15 protein-coding genes and 1 tRNA gene are annotated in these 17,162 nt (G+C 31.8%); 6 read left to right on the top strand and 10 right to left on the bottom strand.

Annotated features, from left to right (window positions below):
* Window positions 1-143 precede the first annotated feature (143 nt).
* Entirely contained in the window at window positions 144-563 is a 420-nt protein-coding gene (ybeY, locus tag ACXX80_RS05380; RefSeq protein WP_458552322.1) for an rRNA maturation RNase YbeY, read from the bottom strand.
* On the bottom strand, window positions 560-3,706 hold the full coding sequence (locus tag ACXX80_RS05375) for a hypothetical protein (RefSeq protein WP_458554076.1): 3,147 nt from the start codon (window positions 3,704-3,706) through the stop codon (window positions 560-562). Before ACXX80_RS05375 ends, ybeY begins: the two co-directional genes overlap by 4 nt.
* Before the next feature lie 309 nt (window positions 3,707-4,015).
* On the opposite strand from ACXX80_RS05375, the gene gltX reads away from it, so the two are divergent.
* On the top strand, window positions 4,016-5,521 hold the full coding sequence (gene gltX, locus ACXX80_RS05370; protein WP_458552321.1) for a glutamate--tRNA ligase: 1,506 nt from the start codon (window positions 4,016-4,018) through the stop codon (window positions 5,519-5,521).
* 92 nt (window positions 5,522-5,613) lie between these two features.
* Here gltX and ACXX80_RS05365 read toward each other — a convergent pair whose 3' ends face one another.
* Entirely contained in the window at window positions 5,614-6,255 is a 642-nt protein-coding gene (locus tag ACXX80_RS05365) for an outer membrane beta-barrel protein (protein WP_458552320.1), read from the bottom strand.
* A gap of 79 nt (window positions 6,256-6,334) precedes the next feature.
* On the opposite strand from ACXX80_RS05365, the gene ACXX80_RS05360 reads away from it, so the two are divergent.
* Complete coding sequence (locus tag ACXX80_RS05360; protein ID WP_113664700.1) at window positions 6,335-7,324, top strand: SPFH domain-containing protein; 990 nt, start codon at window positions 6,335-6,337, stop codon at window positions 7,322-7,324.
* Window positions 7,325-7,351: 27 nt separating this feature from the next.
* On the opposite strand, the gene ACXX80_RS05355 is transcribed toward ACXX80_RS05360, so the two are convergent.
* The 4 genes from ACXX80_RS05355 to ACXX80_RS05340 all read right to left on the bottom strand — a co-directional run bounded on the left by ACXX80_RS05355 (window position 7,352) and on the right by ACXX80_RS05340 (window position 10,754).
* Window positions 7,352-7,624: a DUF6327 family protein gene (locus ACXX80_RS05355; RefSeq protein WP_165152257.1), complete on the bottom strand. Its 273-nt coding sequence runs from the start codon at window positions 7,622-7,624 to the stop codon at window positions 7,352-7,354.
* 3 nt (window positions 7,625-7,627) lie between these two features.
* Window positions 7,628-7,978, bottom strand: a complete 351-nt coding sequence (locus tag ACXX80_RS05350; protein WP_315205686.1) for a competence protein — start codon at window positions 7,976-7,978, stop codon at window positions 7,628-7,630.
* Between the two features lie 39 nt (window positions 7,979-8,017).
* Window positions 8,018-8,347, bottom strand: a complete 330-nt coding sequence (locus ACXX80_RS05345; RefSeq protein WP_458552319.1) for a YtxH domain-containing protein — start codon at window positions 8,345-8,347, stop codon at window positions 8,018-8,020.
* Between the two features lie 304 nt (window positions 8,348-8,651).
* On the bottom strand, window positions 8,652-10,754 hold the full coding sequence (locus tag ACXX80_RS05340; protein WP_458552318.1) for a glutamine--tRNA ligase/YqeY domain fusion protein: 2,103 nt from the start codon (window positions 10,752-10,754) through the stop codon (window positions 8,652-8,654).
* Between the two features lie 123 nt (window positions 10,755-10,877).
* On the opposite strand from ACXX80_RS05340, the gene folB reads away from it, so the two are divergent.
* Window positions 10,878-11,237: a dihydroneopterin aldolase gene (folB, locus tag ACXX80_RS05335; RefSeq protein WP_315205694.1), complete on the top strand. Its 360-nt coding sequence runs from the start codon at window positions 10,878-10,880 to the stop codon at window positions 11,235-11,237.
* Window positions 11,238-11,341: 104 nt separating this feature from the next.
* A tRNA-Cys gene (locus tag ACXX80_RS05330) sits at window positions 11,342-11,412 on the top strand.
* Between the two features lie 625 nt (window positions 11,413-12,037).
* On the opposite strand, the gene ACXX80_RS05325 is transcribed toward ACXX80_RS05330, so the two are convergent.
* From ACXX80_RS05325 to rnr, 3 genes are read right to left on the bottom strand one after another with little or no spacing between them, the layout of a single operon-like run.
* Entirely contained in the window at window positions 12,038-12,715 is a 678-nt protein-coding gene (locus ACXX80_RS05325) for a LysE family translocator (RefSeq protein ID WP_315205696.1), read from the bottom strand.
* Window positions 12,716-12,756: 41 nt separating this feature from the next.
* Entirely contained in the window at window positions 12,757-13,425 is a 669-nt protein-coding gene (locus ACXX80_RS05320) for a head GIN domain-containing protein (RefSeq protein ID WP_417980163.1), read from the bottom strand.
* Window positions 13,426-13,429: 4 nt separating this feature from the next.
* Window positions 13,430-15,622, bottom strand: a complete 2,193-nt coding sequence (gene rnr / locus ACXX80_RS05315) for a ribonuclease R (RefSeq protein WP_458552317.1) — start codon at window positions 15,620-15,622, stop codon at window positions 13,430-13,432.
* Between the two features lie 118 nt (window positions 15,623-15,740).
* On the opposite strand from rnr, the gene ACXX80_RS05310 reads away from it, so the two are divergent.
* Together ACXX80_RS05310 and rpiB are read left to right on the top strand one after the other, a co-directional pair.
* Window positions 15,741-15,974, top strand: a complete 234-nt coding sequence (locus ACXX80_RS05310) for a DUF2007 domain-containing protein (RefSeq protein WP_315205704.1) — start codon at window positions 15,741-15,743, stop codon at window positions 15,972-15,974.
* A gap of 731 nt (window positions 15,975-16,705) precedes the next feature.
* Window positions 16,706-17,134: a ribose 5-phosphate isomerase B gene (rpiB, locus tag ACXX80_RS05305; protein ID WP_417950928.1), complete on the top strand. Its 429-nt coding sequence runs from the start codon at window positions 16,706-16,708 to the stop codon at window positions 17,132-17,134.
* Window positions 17,135-17,162: the final 28 nt, after the last annotated feature.

Genomic DNA, 17,162 nt, shown 5'->3' with positions numbered 1-17,162 from the left:
CTTCTTTTATAATTTAATCCTTTTTCAGGATTGTAATTTTGAAATCTATATATTTTGTTCCACGTGAAACATTGCGAACCTATTTTCAAACCAACTCTATATGTTCCACGTGAAACACTTTTGATTTGAAAATTTGAAAGACACTATTGTTCCACGTGAAACATAGCGATTTTTTCATCTTCTTTAGAACGCATTAAAAGCTCTTCGGCTTCACCTTTGTCCTTGTAGCCACAATAATGTAAAATGCCGTGAACCAATACTCGCTTTAATTCGTCTTCAAAAGAAACATTAAAGTCAGTAGCATTGTCTTTTACTCTTTCGATAGAAACAAAAATATCTCCATGCAATTCATTACCCATAGAATAATCAAAGCTGATAATGTCTGTTAATGTATCGTGATTGAGATACTCAACATTGATTTTATGAAGATACTCGTCGTCACAAAAGATATAATTTATCTCTCCTTCTTTCTTATTTTCCGAGGTAATAACATTTCCTAACCAAGCAGCTGTAGCTTCTTCGTTGTCTAAATTAAAGTCGGTTTCGTAATTAAAATTGATCATTTTTTATTAAAATATTCTTGAACCTTTTGATTAAAATTCGAGCGCAAAGGTAAGGATTGTCTATTTAATATTTCTATGCTATTTAAATAATCTAATAAAGCAGCTGGCAGCGCATTAGATTGATTATTAAACTCCTTTTTATTAGTTTCAGATTGGCGTTTATTTTCCTCTCCTTGTTGCTGAATAGCGGAATTCAATTTCAATAATTCCTGTTTTACATTCAGTATCTTTTGAAGTGTTTCGTTCTTAAATCCTTTGTTCAATAATTGCTTTTCAATTTGCTTCATTTGTTCCAAAGCGCTTTGTCCATTTCCACCCAATCCTTGTTTGTTCAATTCGTTTTGTAATGCTTCACGTAATTGTTTTTGCTCTTTATAAATTTCCATTATAGCTCGTGCATCTCCTTCGCCACCCTCACCCTCTTGACCTGATTCACCAGGTTTTCCTTGTTTACCGTTTTGTCCCTTTTGACCTTCGCCAGGCTTCTCGCCTTTCTTCATTCCATCTTTCATTTTCTCGCCAAGACCTTCTTGTTTTTTAATAATATCCGGCAATTGCATTCCTTGTCCTTGACCCGGTTTCGGTTTACCAGAACCCATTCCTGACATTTGCATTTGCATATTGTTAAGCATATCACTTAGGAAATCTGCTAATTTGTTAGCCGCAGAAATGGTGTATTGTTGATGCGACAAACCTTTTGGAACTTGAGCATCTGTTAAACTGGACAAAGACTTATCTACGTTGTAAACTACATTGCCAATTTCTTTAGTAATATCCTCCGCAATTTTAGGATTGCGCAACGACATCGCAAACAAACTATCATCAACATGCTTGAACTGTTGTTTTAAATCCTGTTGGAATTTGATGTTTTTATTGAACGCCGGAGATCCTGATTTATGCTTTTTAAATTGGTTCATCAAGTCTTCTTGGGACAAAGAAAATGCTAATAGGTTGTCCAAGATTTGTCTTAACATGGCAACATCTTCCTCCAGCTGTTCCATCTCACCTTGCTCCAAAGTTAGCTCCATTTTTTGCGCCATCTCTTTCATCTTTTTAAATGCGCTTTTTTGATTTGGCTTAGCTTTATCTTTTTTGTCCTTCTTCAATTCTTCAGAGGCTTTCTTTAAATCTTCGTCAATACTTTTTTCTTTAGCATCGTCTTTAGGTAAATCCAAAGGTGATTTTAATTCCTTGTTTTCTTTATCCAAATCATTTAAATCTTCTTGGATTTTGTCAAACTCAGTATTAATATCTTCTTGCTTGTCTAGTTTGTTTTCCTTTTCATCATTAGATAACTTATCTTGTTTCTCAGAAAGCTTGTTCAATTTGTCTCCTAATTGTTCCGCTTTCTTTTCTACATAAAACCTCTTTGTCAACTCTACTAATTGTTCTAAATTCTTAGTTTGGTTTTTACTGTTTTGCTTAAATTTATCCAACTTAGTCAACAACTCTTCATTCTGAATTTTATCATTCAGTTCTTTCAATTCATCTAAAAGTTTCTGGTTTTTCTCCAATTCCTTTTCCGCTTTGTCCATTCGTTTTTGAAGCTCTTCTTTCAACTCATCCTTTTTATCGGTTTTGAATTGCTCCAAATTATCGTTCATTTTTTTAGTAAATTCTTTCATCATCTCATCTTGTTTCATTTGGCGCTTGATGAAATCATTTACTTTATGCTGATCTTTGAAATCCAGATTTTCTTTTTCTTTTCCAGTTTTTTGCAACTTCTCCATTTCAGAAATTTGCTTATCCTGATTTTTTAAAGACTTCTCTAAACTATTGATATTGTCATTTTGCTGCTGCAAAATTTGATCTTCTTTTTCTTCATCTGTCGAAACACGATTCGAGAAAACAGAAGACTTTGTACTTTTGAAATTATGGATTGCATCGTTATCAAAAACTTCAAAATAATAATCATAAGACACGCCTTGCTCTACCGGAAGATTACTTGGAAACGAAAACACGAATTGATCAAAAGCACTTTTCTTAATAGCAATTGTTCCACGTTTAGCAGTTTGTGGTTTCTCTCTTTCGTAATAAACAATCTGAAGTTTAGACAAACCATTATCATCTGAGATTTGACCTAAAACATAGTTCTTAGCAACCCTCAAACTGTCCGGTGCATTGTTTACATTGATGGTTGGGAACTGATCTTTGACAATAGTAAGCTGATAATTGAGTTTTTCGTAGTTTTTTATCTTCTCATTTGAAGTAAGAATTTGATAATCTGTATTTTGAACTATATTTTTTGATAAAACAAAGGTGTTTTCTGTTTTCGAAAAAGTAGCTTTCGAGATTCCATCCATCCACACTACATTTTCTGTCGCTTGTGTATTCATTTTCCAAGTCACACTCGTTCCTTCCGGAATGATTGCATTTCCTGTTCCTTTGATAGTTTCTGATTTTTTATTCAAATACGAAGGAAAATTCAACTGCATTTCAAAATTAGCAATCGATGGAACAGTTATCACTTTCAATTCATAATCCGGAGAAGAAATAGCATTTCCCTCCACGTGAAACAAAATATTTTCTGAAGGCTTTGCCATCTTAAATTGAAACTCTCCCGCTTTTGTTGATTCCATAAAATAACTTTCATCATCAATAAAAATCATCGCGTTCTCAGGAACTATCTTTCCTTCGGTTTTAATGCGAAGAATAAAATCCTTTCCTTGTTCAGTTTGTAAATTAGAATTAAGAACTACAAATTTAAATGGAGCAGGTGGCAAAAAAGTCGAATTGAAGTGCACTACTCTATTCAAACTTTGAGAAATCATATTGCTGTTTCCTGAGAAATAAAAAAAAGCAAATAACAAAATTGGAATTAAAGCCAAAGGAAAATATTTCCTGTTAACATTATAGTTTATAGCGTTACCAAAAGGAATTGGTTGCAACGCATTGGCTTTTTGTTCAATCGAAGCGGCTAATAATTCCGATTTTATTTGATGCTCGTTCGGATTTGATAATTGTAAAAAGTTAGTCAGTTTATCACTCACTTCCGTAAAATGATTTCCAATAATTGCCGAAGCCTGATTGTAATCGATTCCTTTTTGAAGTTTGAATAATTTAAAAATTGGAAACAAAATAAAACGGAACAACAGATACACTTCTACTCCAATGAAAGTCCAAAATAAAATGGTTCTTCCCATTGGCTTAAGCCAAAGAAAATATTCAACAAAAAGCGTAAATAGGAAATACAACAATCCTAAACCGATAAAGAAAATAGTTCCCCGAATCAATTCGTTGATGTAAAACTTCCTGATGAAAGCTTCTAGTTTTTGATAAATAAATTGCTGATTTTCCAAAATTTATACTTTGTTTTTTATAACCAATAAAAGTAATAATTTATATGAATAAAGAAATGTTAAAAATAATCAAACTCATTAATCTTACATTATCTCATTTTCAGATAATAACAAGAGAAATCGAATTTGTATCTTCGCAAAAAATTTATAGCAATGTCTAAACAAGTTCGGGTGCGTTTTGCACCAAGTCCAACTGGACCTTTACATATTGGCGGCGTTCGTACCGCACTATTCAATTATTTGTTTGCCAAAAAAAACAATGGTGTTTTCTTCTTGAGGATTGAAGATACCGACCAAAATCGTTTTGTTCCAGGTGCCGAAGAATATATCATGGAAGCACTGGAATGGTTAGGAATTGCGCCAGATGAGACTATTGGTAAAAACGAAAAATTTGGTCCATACCGTCAAAGCGAAAGAAAAGATTTGTACCAACAATATGCTGCTGAATTAATCAATTCCGGGAATGCGTATTATGCTTTTGATACAGCCGAAGCTTTAGATGCAGCAAGAAAATTAGCAGAAGAACAAGGAAAAACATTTATTTACAATCATACCAACAGAGAAAAACTGGACACTTCGCTAGTGATTTCTGCAGACGAAACTGCTAAAAGAATTGCTGATGGCGAACATTATGTCATCCGTTTTAAAACTCCGGTGAATGAAACGCTTCATTTGCATGACATTATTCGTGGTGATGTAAAGTTTGAAACGAATCTTTTAGACGATAAAGTATTGTTTAAAAGTGACGGGATGCCAACGTATCATTTGGCTAATATTGTGGATGATCATTTAATGGAAACGTCTCAAGTAATTCGTGGTGAAGAATGGTTGCCATCAATGCCATTGCACGTTTTATTGTACAGAGCATTTGGTTGGGAAGCACCAGAATTTGCACATTTACCATTGATTATGAAACCTGTTGGAAACGGAAAATTATCCAAACGTGATGGTGACAAAATGGGATTTCCTGTATTTCCATTGGATTGGAAAACCGCAGAAGGCGTTTCATCAGGTTATAGAGAAAAAGGATTTTTCCCGGAAGCCGTAATCAACTTTTTAGCCTTATTAGGTTGGAATGACGGAACCGATAAAGAATTATTCTCGCTGGAAGAATTAGTTGCAGCATTTGACTTGAACAGAGTTCATAAATCCGGGGCTAAATTTGATCCTGAAAAAAACAAATGGTTCAATCACCAATATTTAATCAAGCAGGAAGATGCAACTTTGGCGAAAGCCTATGCTCCTATTTTGGCAGAAAAAGGGTTTTCTGTTGATGAAAGTGTCTTAACAAAAGTGGTTTCCTTAATCAAAGAACGTGCGCATTTTGTTTCTGAATTTTGGGAAATGAGTGATTTCTTTTTTATGGCTCCAACAGCGTATGATGAAAAAGCCAGCAAAAACTGGAAGGAAGAAACTCCCGCATTAATGCAGGAATTAATTTCTGTTGTAGAAGAAATTACCGATTTTAGTTCTATGAATATCGAAACGATTGTAAAAGACTGGATGACGAAAAACGAAATTGGAATGGGAAAAGTAATGCAACCATTTCGTTTGAGTTTGGTTGGCGCGCTGAAAGGTCCTCACCTATTTGATATTGTTGAAGTAATTGGAAAAGACGAAACGATTAAGAGAATTCAAAAAGCAATAGCTACTTTATAGTTTTTAAACATAGATCATCACGAAGACTCAAAGTTCACTACATTTAATTTAGTGAATTTTGAGCCTTCTACCTTATATTCTTATGTGATTAGTTACAAATAAATAATCAAATTCCCGTTTAGAATTCCAGGATTTCCTTTGAAATTAACTCCCAAATTCTTATTGTTCAAGTTTTCAAGCATGTTATTGACTCCATATTGATAGGAAACATTAGCTCTGAAATGACGAACACCAAACGTGATTCCAACCGTTGGATAAAAATTAAAATTTGAAATCTCCCTAATATCTTTGGCTAGCAACGTTGTACCAGAAATGACATTGTTTTCATCTGTATTATCAATATTTAATTTTCCATTTACTTGAACAATGGGTCCAAACTCAATACTCAAATGATTTTCAACAAGTTTATAACTTACTTGTAAAGACACTTGAGCTGACGCCAATTTATAATTAACGTCTTCCTTTGCCAAAGTAAAAGTGTTTGTTGCAACAGAAAAATTATTCTCGCTAAATTGAATGTTATACACCATGTCCCAATTATTATAGAAATTTCCTCGCATAGAAAGCCCCGCATTCCAACCCAAATCAGGTTTTGTCTGGAAATTATCAGTGTTCAAGGTAAATTGATTGACTCCAAAACTGATTCCTATCCTATTTGAATCCCTGTATTTATATTGCGAAAAGGCTGTTATTGAAATGAAAATAAAAAATAAAGTAAGCGTTATCTTTCTCATATAATTGAAATTTACAAAGACAAACCTAAAGTTTTTTTGTAAATTGTGAGATAATTTATAACTAAAAACAAAAAACATTATGAATATTGCATTAATTATCCTACTAGTCTTTGGGTTCTTTATTTTACTGTCATCGTTTTTTACGGTAAAACAACAAACGGCTGTTGTTGTTGAGCGATTTGGAAAATTTTTAAGTATCAGACAATCTGGTTTGCATTTGAAAATTCCTTTAATAGATAGAATTGCAGGACGAGTAAATCTAAAAATCCAACAATTAGATGTTATCATTGAAACAAAAACCAAAGACAACGTTTTTGTGAAACTAAAAGTTTCCGTTCAATTTATGGTTATTAAAGAGACTGTTTATGATGCTTTCTATAAACTGGAATATCCACACGATCAAATTACTTCTTATGTATTTGATGTCGTTCGTGCCGAAGTTCCAAAATTAAAACTAGATGATGTTTTTGAAAGAAAAGATGATATTGCCATTGCGGTAAAAAGAGAATTGAATGAAGCCATGACTACTTATGGATACACTATTATCAACACTTTAGTAACGGATATTGATCCTGATATTCAAGTGAAAAATGCCATGAATAGAATTAATGCTGCTGATAGAGAAAAAACGGTAGCTGAATTTGAAGCAGAAGCATCAAGAATTAGAATTGTAGCAAAAGCCGAAGCTGAAGCGGAAAGCAAGCGTTTACAAGGACAAGGTATTGCAAACCAAAGAAGAGAAATTGCAAAAGGTTTAGTAGAAAGTGTAGATGTTTTGAACAGAGTTGGGATAAATTCTCAGGAAGCTTCAGCATTAATCGTAGTTACACAACATTATGATACTTTACAAGCTATTGGTGCTGATGCTAATTCAAATTTGATTTTATTGCCTAATTCTCCGCAAGCTGGAAGTGATATGCTCAACAATATGATTGCGTCCTTCAGTGCTTCCAATCAAGTGGGTGAATTGATGAAAAAGAGAAATGGAAAAGGAACTTCCAGAAGAGAAAAAGACATAGAAATACCTGAAAGACCAGAAGCTCCAGAAACACCGGAAACAGAAGAATAATTTACTTGAATTCATAAAAAAAGAGGCTTAATTGCCTCTTTTTCTTTTTGCAAACCAATTTTTTATAAACGGTATTGCTTTATTAAGTATAAATGGTGCTGCCGTCGAAACGATTGCTCCATAAGGAATAACGGAACTATACGAACCTATTAAGTCACTTACGATGTTTTGAGGTGTAAAGCTTTCTTTCGTTTTCTTTACTCCAAAAACCAATTTTTGATAACTGAGTTCTTTTTCAATTTTTAAAATTTCTAGTTCTCTGTCGATTTGAGCATACGAAGAATATTTTTTGGTTTCCATGATTTAGTCGTTAAAAAATATTTCTGAAAATTTCTCTAATATTGGTCCTTCTACAATTTTATCTTTTATTAAAAATAATAGACTGGTTATCAATAGATATATTCCTCCAATTATTAAAAATCCCAATGGATAACTATCTAAATATTTACCAATTGCCATTGCTCCTGCTATTGAACAAAACAGTAAAACCATACTAAAACACAAAAATATCAACGTGAACTTTAAAATCATGGTCGTAGATTTCATTGCTACTTTGAAACCCCATAATTTATAATAAGCCACATTGCTCTGGATATACCCTTGTATTTGTTCCTGAATATCCTCCGTATTTTCTTTTAATTCTTCAAAAGCCATGTATTTAGTTTTAAGATTTGTTAGACCGATGAATCAAGACTATTTCTGAAGCTTTGCATTTTGTCGTTTTAACTCCGCTAATTTTTCTTCTAAGAAAGAAATTACATCTTCGGTCTTGTGACTCATATTTGAAACTAGTTCTTCGTAAGTTCCTTCTAAGTCATATTTTGCACTTGTGAATTTATCTTTCAATTCAAAAGATGCATTGTCTAATTTATTTTTTAATTCGTTTTTAGCATCATCAAAACCATCTTTAATTTTTCCTCTTGTTTTAGAACCTTTATCCGGAGCAAATAAAATTCCAATTCCAGCTCCAATAGCTGCTCCAGTCAAAAGAGCCAATAATGTATTTCCTGTATTATTCGACATGATTGTTAATTTTAAAAGTTTGTTTCATAAAGATACGGATTTATTAACAACTACCCGTTAACAACTCGTTAAAGTGTAATTTTATAAGACAAAAAGCGAATAAAAGCGAGCTGTTGCATATTTATTTGAATTCTATATTGATTCTCATTTATTTTAAAAAACTGTCTTAAAATCAATTTATGAGTCTTGTTTTTAATTGGAAATAATTATTAAAAAAGCTTTTTTTATAAGAAATTACAATAATAAAAAAAGCCCTCTAAAAAGAGAGCTTTTAATTGATAAAATCTATAACTAATATTTTGAATTATATTTTAAGATCGTTTAATAATTGTAACACTTTTTCGTTTTTCTCGTTCGTTTTTAATTCTGAAAGTTGTGTTTCAAAAAGGCTAAAATTATTCAAATCATTTTGCAAATTTTCAATCGCTAAAATTCTAACCGCTGCCATTTGACTTTTTAATGACATGGTGTATAATTTTGTCAAAGCTTCTTCTTCGATATCTTTTACTTGCACTTTATCTGAATGATGTAAAATCAAATTAGAAAACAACAGCGAGTTGTTATCATTTTTAATGCTTTTGACAATTGTCTGAATAATTAAACTGTAATTATCAATACTTTTGATGTTATCAACAATGTTATTTAGAATCAAATTGGAATTGTTTTCGTCCTTTTCTTTTACATATTTATTGATTTCTTTTTGAGTATTCATCAATAAATTTTCTTCTTTTTTGCCTTTTTCTTCCCAAGCATCTTTCAATCCAACCGTTTTATTAAAGACAATTTTGCCTTCAGCCATATCTTTATCCACATTGAAATAACCCAAACGTTGAAACTGGAATTTCTCTCCAGATTTTACCGTTGCCAAACTTGGTTCTACAAATCCTTTTACAATTTGTAACGAACATGGATTCATAAATTCTAAGAAATTTTTCTCTTTATGACTGTCTGGCGCTTCATCAATAAACAAACGATCGTACAAACGAACTTCAGCTTCTAAAGCATGTTGAATAGAAACCCAATGCAAGGTTCCGGCCACTTTACGTTGACTGGCTTCGCTCCCACTTCCACTTCTACTGTCTTCATCATACGTTACATGAATCTCCGTAATAGTTCCTGCAGCATCTTTTATAACACTTTCTCCTTTAATGATATACGCATTTTTAAGACGTACTTCTCTGCCTAAACTCAATCGGAAAAACTTTGCAGGAGCATCTTCTAAAAAGTCTTCTCTTTCAATAAATAATTCTTTTGAAAAAGGTACTTTTCTAAATCCTGCACTTTCGTCTTCCTGGTTATTTTCAGCTTCTAACCATTCTTCTTTATCATCAGGATAATTCGTGATGACTAATTTTATTGGATCTAAAACCGCCATAACTCTTGGAGCCGTTTTATTCAAATCTTCGCGCAAGCAAAATTCCAAAAGTGAAAAATCAATTATATTTTCTCTTTTGGCAACACCAATAATATCACAAAATTTACGAATAGAATTCGCTGTATAACCTCTCCTACGCAATCCTGAAATTGTTGGCATTCTAGGATCATCCCAGCCATTTACTATATTCTCCTGAACTAGTTGCAACAGTTTTCGCTTGCTCATTACAGTGTAATTCAAGTTCAAACGCGCAAATTCATATTGATGTGGTTTTACTTTTGAGTCATCATAAATTTGGTCCAAAAACCAGTTATATAACTCTCTATGCATAACAAATTCTAACGTACAGATAGAATGTGAAATTTGCTCGATATAATCACTTTCGCCATGTGCAAAATCATACATTGGATAGATTTTCCAATCGTTTCCGGTTCTGTGATGATGACGGTGTAAAACACGATACATCAATGGATCACGCATCAACATATTAGTCGAAGTCATATCAATTTTAGCACGCAAAACATGGCTTCCTTCTTCAAAATCTCCATTTTTCATTCCTTCGAACAAAGCAAGATTTTCTTCAATAGAACGGTTTCTATAAGGTCCATCAACTCCAGGTTGTGTAGGCGTACCTTTTTGCGCAGCCATGTCTTCTGAAGATTGACTGTCAATGTAAGCCTTACCATTTTTAATCATTTTTACGGCCCAATCGTACAATTGTTGGAAGTAATCAGATGCATATCGTTCTTCGGCCCAATTAAAGCCCAACCATTGTAAATCTTCTTTTATGGCATCTACGTATTCCTGCTCTTCTTTAGCAGGATTTGTATCGTCAAAACGTAAGTTAACTGGTGCATTGTACTTTAATCCCAAACCAAAATTCAAGCAAATCGATTTGGCATGGCCAATATGCAAATAACCATTAGGTTCAGGTGGAAAACGGAAACGTAATTTATCTTGGGGAAAACCGTTTGATAAACTGTCTTCAATGATTTGTTCTATAAAATGGAGTGATTTTTCTTCAGTTGACATTTTTTTGTTTTATTTTAGCAAAGGTAAAAAAGTTTAAGGTTTAATGTTTACTGTTTCCATATAAACCTATGAAAAGTTAGTAATTCCACTTTAAACTTTACACCATAAACAAAAAATATAATAATGGGAATCATAAAACTTAAAAATATTAGAACCTACTCCTACCATGGTTGTTTAATCGAAGAGGGAAAAATTGGGTCTGACTATGTCGTAAATTTAGAAGTGAAGACTGATTTGAGGAAATCCAGTATCTCAGATGATTTGAAAGATACGGTGGATTATGTGCTTTTAAATCGCATTGTTGTAGAAGAAATGGCCATTCGTTCAGACTTACTAGAACATGTGGCACACCGAATCATAACTCGTATTTTTGAGGAAATTCCTGAGGTTTCCAGAATTATTGTTGCAGTTTCTAAACTCAATCCTCCTATTGGTGGTGATGTTGAAGCAGTTACTATAGAAATGGAAGAATATAGAAGTTAAATAAGAAATGTTTTAAAAGGATAAAAAAATATTTTTTGAAACTTTTAAACTTTAAGCTTTTAAACTTTAAACTTTTTAAGTACTTTTGCCATCCGTTTAACCATGGCGTCGTGGCCGAGCGGCTAGGCTGGGCTCTGCAAAAGCTCCTACTCCGGTTCGAATCCGGACGATGCCTCTAAAACCTTCAAAGCAATTTGGAGGTTTTTTTTTTGTCTAATTTTTGAGAAAAATTAAGTAAAGTTATAGTTCGAATCCGTCCTGAAGCTTCGGGAGATACCTCTAAAACCTTCAAAGCAATTTGGAGGTTTTTTTATGTCTAATTTTTGAGAAAAATTAAGTAAAGTTATAGTTCGAATCCGTCCTGAAGCTTCGGGAGATACCTCTAAAACCTTCAAAGCAATTTGGAGGTTTTTTTTATGTCACATTTTAATAAATAATTAAAAATTTCTAATTTAAACCATTAAGGAATTAAGAAAAATTAAGTACAAAGTCTTAATGACACTTAATTCCTTAATGGTTTTAAATAATACTTGAATAACTTATAATGTTAAATAAAATGCCGTGAGTAAAAACCATTTTTCTTTCTTCCGGGAACCAAATTTGTTTGATTAAAAAAATTAAGGAGTTAAGAAAAATTAAGTGTTAATTCTTAATGAAACTTAATTCCTTAATGGTTTAAAAATAATTTTAATTGATAATTTAGTAACTAAAAACTTAAATGACTTAAATGTTTAAATAAAAAAAAGCCCTGAATCTAAACCAATTAGAGTCAAGGCTTTTACTATTTTATAAAAATATTATTAATTATCTATTTTGTCAAATGCTTTTTTAACCATTGCTTTTTCTTCTGGGAACCAACCTTGAGTGATTAAAACCATCCCAAAAACCATCATTACAATACTTATTCCTTTCTTAATTTTAAGAATGTTTACCGGTGTTAGTTTTGTTTTTAATTGCTTAGCCAAAAGTATTTTGATACAATCAATAAACAAATAAGAAACAATTACCGATATAAAAAAAGTCATCATTCTAGAGGTTTGCATTTCTAGTTTTGGTCCCACTGAGATAATAATAGCAAGCCAAAAACCAAGAACACCAATATTGATAATGTTCAACAAAAACCCTTTTATAAAAAGGCTTAGATAGTTTTTTTTTACTATTTCCCTGTCAATAATATCAGTGTTTATTTTTTCTTCTTTTTTTAATTGTATGAAGGAAATTATACCATAAACTAACATCAATACACCTCCAAAAATAAAAAGTGCCGGTTGATCTTTTAAACTTTGAATCAACCTATAACTTCCTAAATAAGCAATTCCAATAAAAACAATATCTCCTGAAACTACCCCTAAATCAAATACTAAAGCAGCTCTAAATCCTTTTATAATACTTGTTTCCAGTAAAATAAAAAAAACAGGACCAATCATAAAACTCAAGAAAATTCCCCAAGGAATACCAGATAAAATATCGTTTATCATTAAAAATTTAAATTTATTACCATAAAATCTAAACCAAAGTACTAATTTTTTTCTAAAATAGTACCGCCAATGAAAACTTCCTTGTTGATCTGTTTTGGTTTTCCGTAGATAAAAATAGAGCCTCCCGCTTTCACTTTTGCATCAACCAATGTAGTTGCATGAATTTCAGATTTTCCTCCTGCAGCAACGCTTATTGTTGTTTGTGTAGTATGTAAATCAATTGCTTTTAAAATTCCGCCTGATGTAATAACAACATCTTGATTTGTAGCTTTACCAGAAACATCAATTATTCCACCTGCACTGGCTTTTACATTCACTTTATCAACATCTATTTCAATGTTAATCTCTGCTCCTGATTTTGCATTCAAATCCAACATTGTTTGTTTGAAATCAGTATCACTTGAAACATAGCTTCCCTCGCTGGCACTAATACTTTCAATATTTTTAAAATATAGTTTTATTGTAATAGCATCACCTGATAATAATTGTGGAAATGGCATTCTGATTTTCAATTCGCCATTTTTGTTTACAGTTTCCACTTCATCTGCTCGGTCTCCAGTTATAACTATTTTGTTTTCTGAAGCTGGAATTAATTTTACATTGATTTTATCAAATACTTTTACTTCATCAAAATCTCCTAAGTTTCGGGTTACTTGTGCATTTGTCATTTGACTTAAAAATACAAAGGCAATAATCACTAATTTTTTCATTTTTTTATTTTAACGGTTCTCCAATTCTTCTTAAAAAATTAAAATCCAGTTGTTTTTTAACTAAATCAGCATTTTTTACTTTAACGTAAATTTCATCTCCTAATTGTAATAATTTACCAGATGTTGCGCCGGTTAGTGCATATTGTTTTTCATCAAAGGTGTAATAATCGTCTTTTATATCACGTATTCTACACATTCCCTCACATTTATTCTCAATAATTTCTACATAAATTCCCCATTCCGTCACACCAGAAATTACACCTAAAAATTCTTGATCCTGATGATCTTGCATGTATTTTACTTGCATGTATTTGATAGAATCCCTTTCAGCATTAGTTGCTAAACCTTCCATTGTTGACGAATGCAAACATTTTGTTTCATAAGTTTCTTCATCAACTGATTTTCCTCCATCTAAATAATGTTGTAATAATCGATGCACCATAACATCCGGATAACGACGAATTGGTGAGGTAAAATGGGAATAATAATCAAAAGCTAAACCGTAATGTCCTATGTTATCCGTAGAATATTTGGCTTTACTCATACTTCTAATTGCAAGAGTATCAATTAAATTCTGTTCTTTTTTACCATTCACTTCTTCCATTAACGCATTCAATGATTTTGAAATATCGCCTTTGTTACGGAAATCAATTTTGTAACCAAACTTGGCAATCACCGTTTGCATGGCAATTAGTTTATCTTCATTTGGTTCATCGTGGATTCTGTAAATGAAAGTTTTCTTTTGTTTTCCAATGTATTCTGCTACTTTTTTATTGGCCAAAAGCATGAATTCTTCAATCAGATGATTAGCATCTTTTGAAACTTTAAAATAAACGCCTTGTGGCTCTCCAGCTTCATCTAAATTGAATTTTACTTCCACTTTATCAAAAGAAATCGCTCCGTCAGCCATTCTTCTTTTTCTGAAAATTTTAGCTAATTCATCCATTTTAAGCGTCGCAGCAACGATTTCTGGAGAAACTTTATACGAACTACCTGTTATAGAAATTTCTTCCGGAATCACATCGTCCTTCGTTTCTATAATGTATTGCGCTTCCTCGTAAGCAAAACGTTGATCGGAGTAAATTACTGTTCTTCCAAACCATTGGTTTACAACCTGAGAGGTTTCTGTGATTTCGAATATAGCCGAAAATGTATATTTTTCTTCATTTGGACGTAAAGAACAAGCAAAATTTGATAATACTTCCGGTAACATGGGCACTACTCTATCCACTAAATAAACCGAAGTTGCTCTTTGATACGCTTCATCATCCAGGATTGTTCCTTCCTGAAGATAATACGAAACATCGGCAATGTGAATACCAATTTCGTAATTACCGTTTTCTAATTTTTTAAATGATAAAGCATCATCAAAATCCTTCGCATCTTTTGGATCTATCGTAAATGTCAACGTATCGCGCATATCGCGACGTTTGGCAATTTCACTTTCTTCTATCGAAGTATCAATTTTTTGTGCAAACGTTTCTACTTCAATAGGAAACTCTGACGGTAATCCGTATTCAGCAAGAATGGCATGGATTTCTGTATCGTGTTCTCCTGGTTTCCCTAAAACTTTTATTACGGAACCAAAAGGACTATCCGCTCTGGCTGGCCAATCTTCGATGTGAACCAAAACTACATCGCCTTGCTCTGCCTCGCCTATTTTATCCTTTGGAATAAAAATATCAGTGTACATTTTTGGATTTGCAGTAGAAACAAAAGCAAAATTAGCTTGAATGTCAATTACACCAACAAAGTCAGTTTTATGTCTTTCAATAACTTCAATCACTTCACCTTCAGGTCTTTTCCCTTTTCTTCGATTGTAAACATAAACTTTGACAATATCTTTGTCTAAAGCGTGGTTCAAATTATTAGTAGGAATAAAAACATCTTCTTCCATTTCAGGGCAAACAAAATAAGCTGTTTTACGTCCTGTCATGTCAATTTTACCTTCGTAATAGTCTTTGCTTATTGCTTTTACTAAATATTTTCCAGGTTCAGATTCTATAATTTTATTTTGAGAAGCCAGAATCTTCAAATCTTTTATAATTTGGTTCCTGCTTTGGGTATCGTCGAGTTCCAGCTTTGCTCCTATTTGTTTATAATTGAATGCTTTATTAGCACTTTGCGATAATAATTTTAATATTTTATCAGAGTAGTCTTTCTCTTTTTTTATCGGCTTTCTTAATCTTTTACTCATATATCTTTTCTTAAAAGTTTAAAATTACAAAATACTTAACTGTTATTAGTACAGAGTGCACAGTTTTAAAGAAAATATAACTTTAAAGAATAGTTGTATCTTTATAAAAACAATTAAAATGGAAGAATTTCAAACCATTGCAATTTTCAATTATTCGCATGAAATTGTAATTATAAAGCATTTGCTGGAGCAGGAAGAGATTAACTATTTTTTTGAAAACGAAACTTTGGTTTCCATTGATCCTTTTGGCAGTTTTGCATACGGCGGTATCAAACTCAAAATTCATTTCAACGATTTTGAAAAAGTTCAGGAATTATTAGACAACCTAAACAACAATTTGAAAATTGTTTGAAATTGAAATCAATTTTTTGACTTTAATTTTTTCAAAGTTGTCAACATATATTTAAATAAACAAAAAGAAAAATTAAATTTAAATTCTTTCTTGGTTGTTATTATAGTGTGTTAATAGTTGCAATAAATTTATTTTAAAATGTGTTGAAATCAAGTTAAAAGATGTTATACTGACTTATCAACATAGTTATTTTATACTAAAGTCTTCGTTTTAAAGTCTTTTCTAATTTTAATTAACAATGGTTAATAATCTAAAAAGAATTCATTTTGTAAATAAGTACTTTTTTAAATTTTGTTGATAAACTACTTTTTAATATTGATAACTATTCTAAAAATTCAACAAACTAAATTTGGATTTTTAATGTGTGTTTTGGATTACTTATTTTTTTGTTACAACCATAAAAAACTTCTAATATTCTATCTAAAGTTATGAACATTCTATGTTAATTTAAAGTTAACTGAATATCAAGTGATTGCGTTTTGCTATTAACAATGTAAATTTTTAACATTTTAAATATAAAATCTACATTGATTCACAGCTATTTATAAAATTATTAGAATTGTTGATAACCGCTAATTAAATAGTAATCTGACAGTTATGAAATCTATTGTTAACTTTTATTTTTACTGACTTTTATTAATTGTAATAATCAATTAAAGAAGCGAAATTTAAATTCTGTAAAACTAGATTTCTTTATTTAAATTTGCACCACACAACTTAATATATACAAGATGAAAATCTCCATAGGAAACGATCACGCAGGACCAGATTACAAAAAAGCAATTGTTGAGATGCTTAAAGCAAAAGGGCATGAGGTAACTAATTACGGAACAGATTCAGCAGACAGTGTTGATTATCCTGATTTTGGTCATCCAGTTGCCACGGATGTTACTGAAGGAAAAGCTGATTTTGGAATAGTTATCTGCGGTAGTGGAAACGGAATTTCTATGACAGTGAATAAACAATCTAAAGTTCGCGCTGCTTTATGCTGGATGAAAGAAATTGCGGTTTTGGCTCGTCAACATAATGATGCAAATATTATTAGTATTCCTGCTCGTTTTACTTCAATTCCACAAGCAGTAGAAATGGTAGAAGCGTTTTTAAATACTGAATTTGAAGGAGGAAGACACCAAACTAGAGTAGATAAAATTTCTTGTTAGAATCTTTTTATTGACTGAATTTACATTA

The organism is Flavobacterium sp. GNP002 (assembly GCF_054343795.1).
This window is presented reverse-complemented; position numbering and strand designations above follow the sequence as displayed.

Excerpts from the sequence above, each read along its gene's own strand:
- ybeY (WP_458552322.1), bottom strand. The coding sequence starts at position 563 with ATGATCAATTTTAATTACGAAACCGACTTTAATTTAGACAACGAAGAA.
- ACXX80_RS05375 (WP_458554076.1), bottom strand. The coding sequence starts at position 3,706 with ATGGGAAGAACCATTTTATTTTGGACTTTCATTGGAGTAGAAGTGTAT.
- gltX (WP_458552321.1), top strand. The coding sequence starts at position 4,016 with ATGTCTAAACAAGTTCGGGTGCGTTTTGCACCAAGTCCAACTGGACCT.
- ACXX80_RS05365 (WP_458552320.1), bottom strand. The coding sequence starts at position 6,255 with ATGAGAAAGATAACGCTTACTTTATTTTTTATTTTCATTTCAATAACA.
- ACXX80_RS05360 (WP_113664700.1), top strand. The coding sequence starts at position 6,335 with ATGAATATTGCATTAATTATCCTACTAGTCTTTGGGTTCTTTATTTTA.
- ACXX80_RS05355 (WP_165152257.1), bottom strand. The coding sequence starts at position 7,624 with ATGGAAACCAAAAAATATTCTTCGTATGCTCAAATCGACAGAGAACTA.
- ACXX80_RS05350 (WP_315205686.1), bottom strand. The coding sequence starts at position 7,978 with ATGGCTTTTGAAGAATTAAAAGAAAATACGGAGGATATTCAGGAACAA.
- ACXX80_RS05345 (WP_458552319.1), bottom strand. The coding sequence starts at position 8,347 with ATGTCGAATAATACAGGAAATACATTATTGGCTCTTTTGACTGGAGCA.
- ACXX80_RS05340 (WP_458552318.1), bottom strand. The coding sequence starts at position 10,754 with ATGTCAACTGAAGAAAAATCACTCCATTTTATAGAACAAATCATTGAA.
- folB (WP_315205694.1), top strand. The coding sequence starts at position 10,878 with ATGGGAATCATAAAACTTAAAAATATTAGAACCTACTCCTACCATGGT.
- ACXX80_RS05325 (WP_315205696.1), bottom strand. The coding sequence starts at position 12,715 with ATGATAAACGATATTTTATCTGGTATTCCTTGGGGAATTTTCTTGAGT.
- ACXX80_RS05320 (WP_417980163.1), bottom strand. The coding sequence starts at position 13,425 with ATGAAAAAATTAGTGATTATTGCCTTTGTATTTTTAAGTCAAATGACA.
- rnr (WP_458552317.1), bottom strand. The coding sequence starts at position 15,622 with ATGAGTAAAAGATTAAGAAAGCCGATAAAAAAAGAGAAAGACTACTCT.
- ACXX80_RS05310 (WP_315205704.1), top strand. The coding sequence starts at position 15,741 with ATGGAAGAATTTCAAACCATTGCAATTTTCAATTATTCGCATGAAATT.
- rpiB (WP_417950928.1), top strand. The coding sequence starts at position 16,706 with ATGAAAATCTCCATAGGAAACGATCACGCAGGACCAGATTACAAAAAA.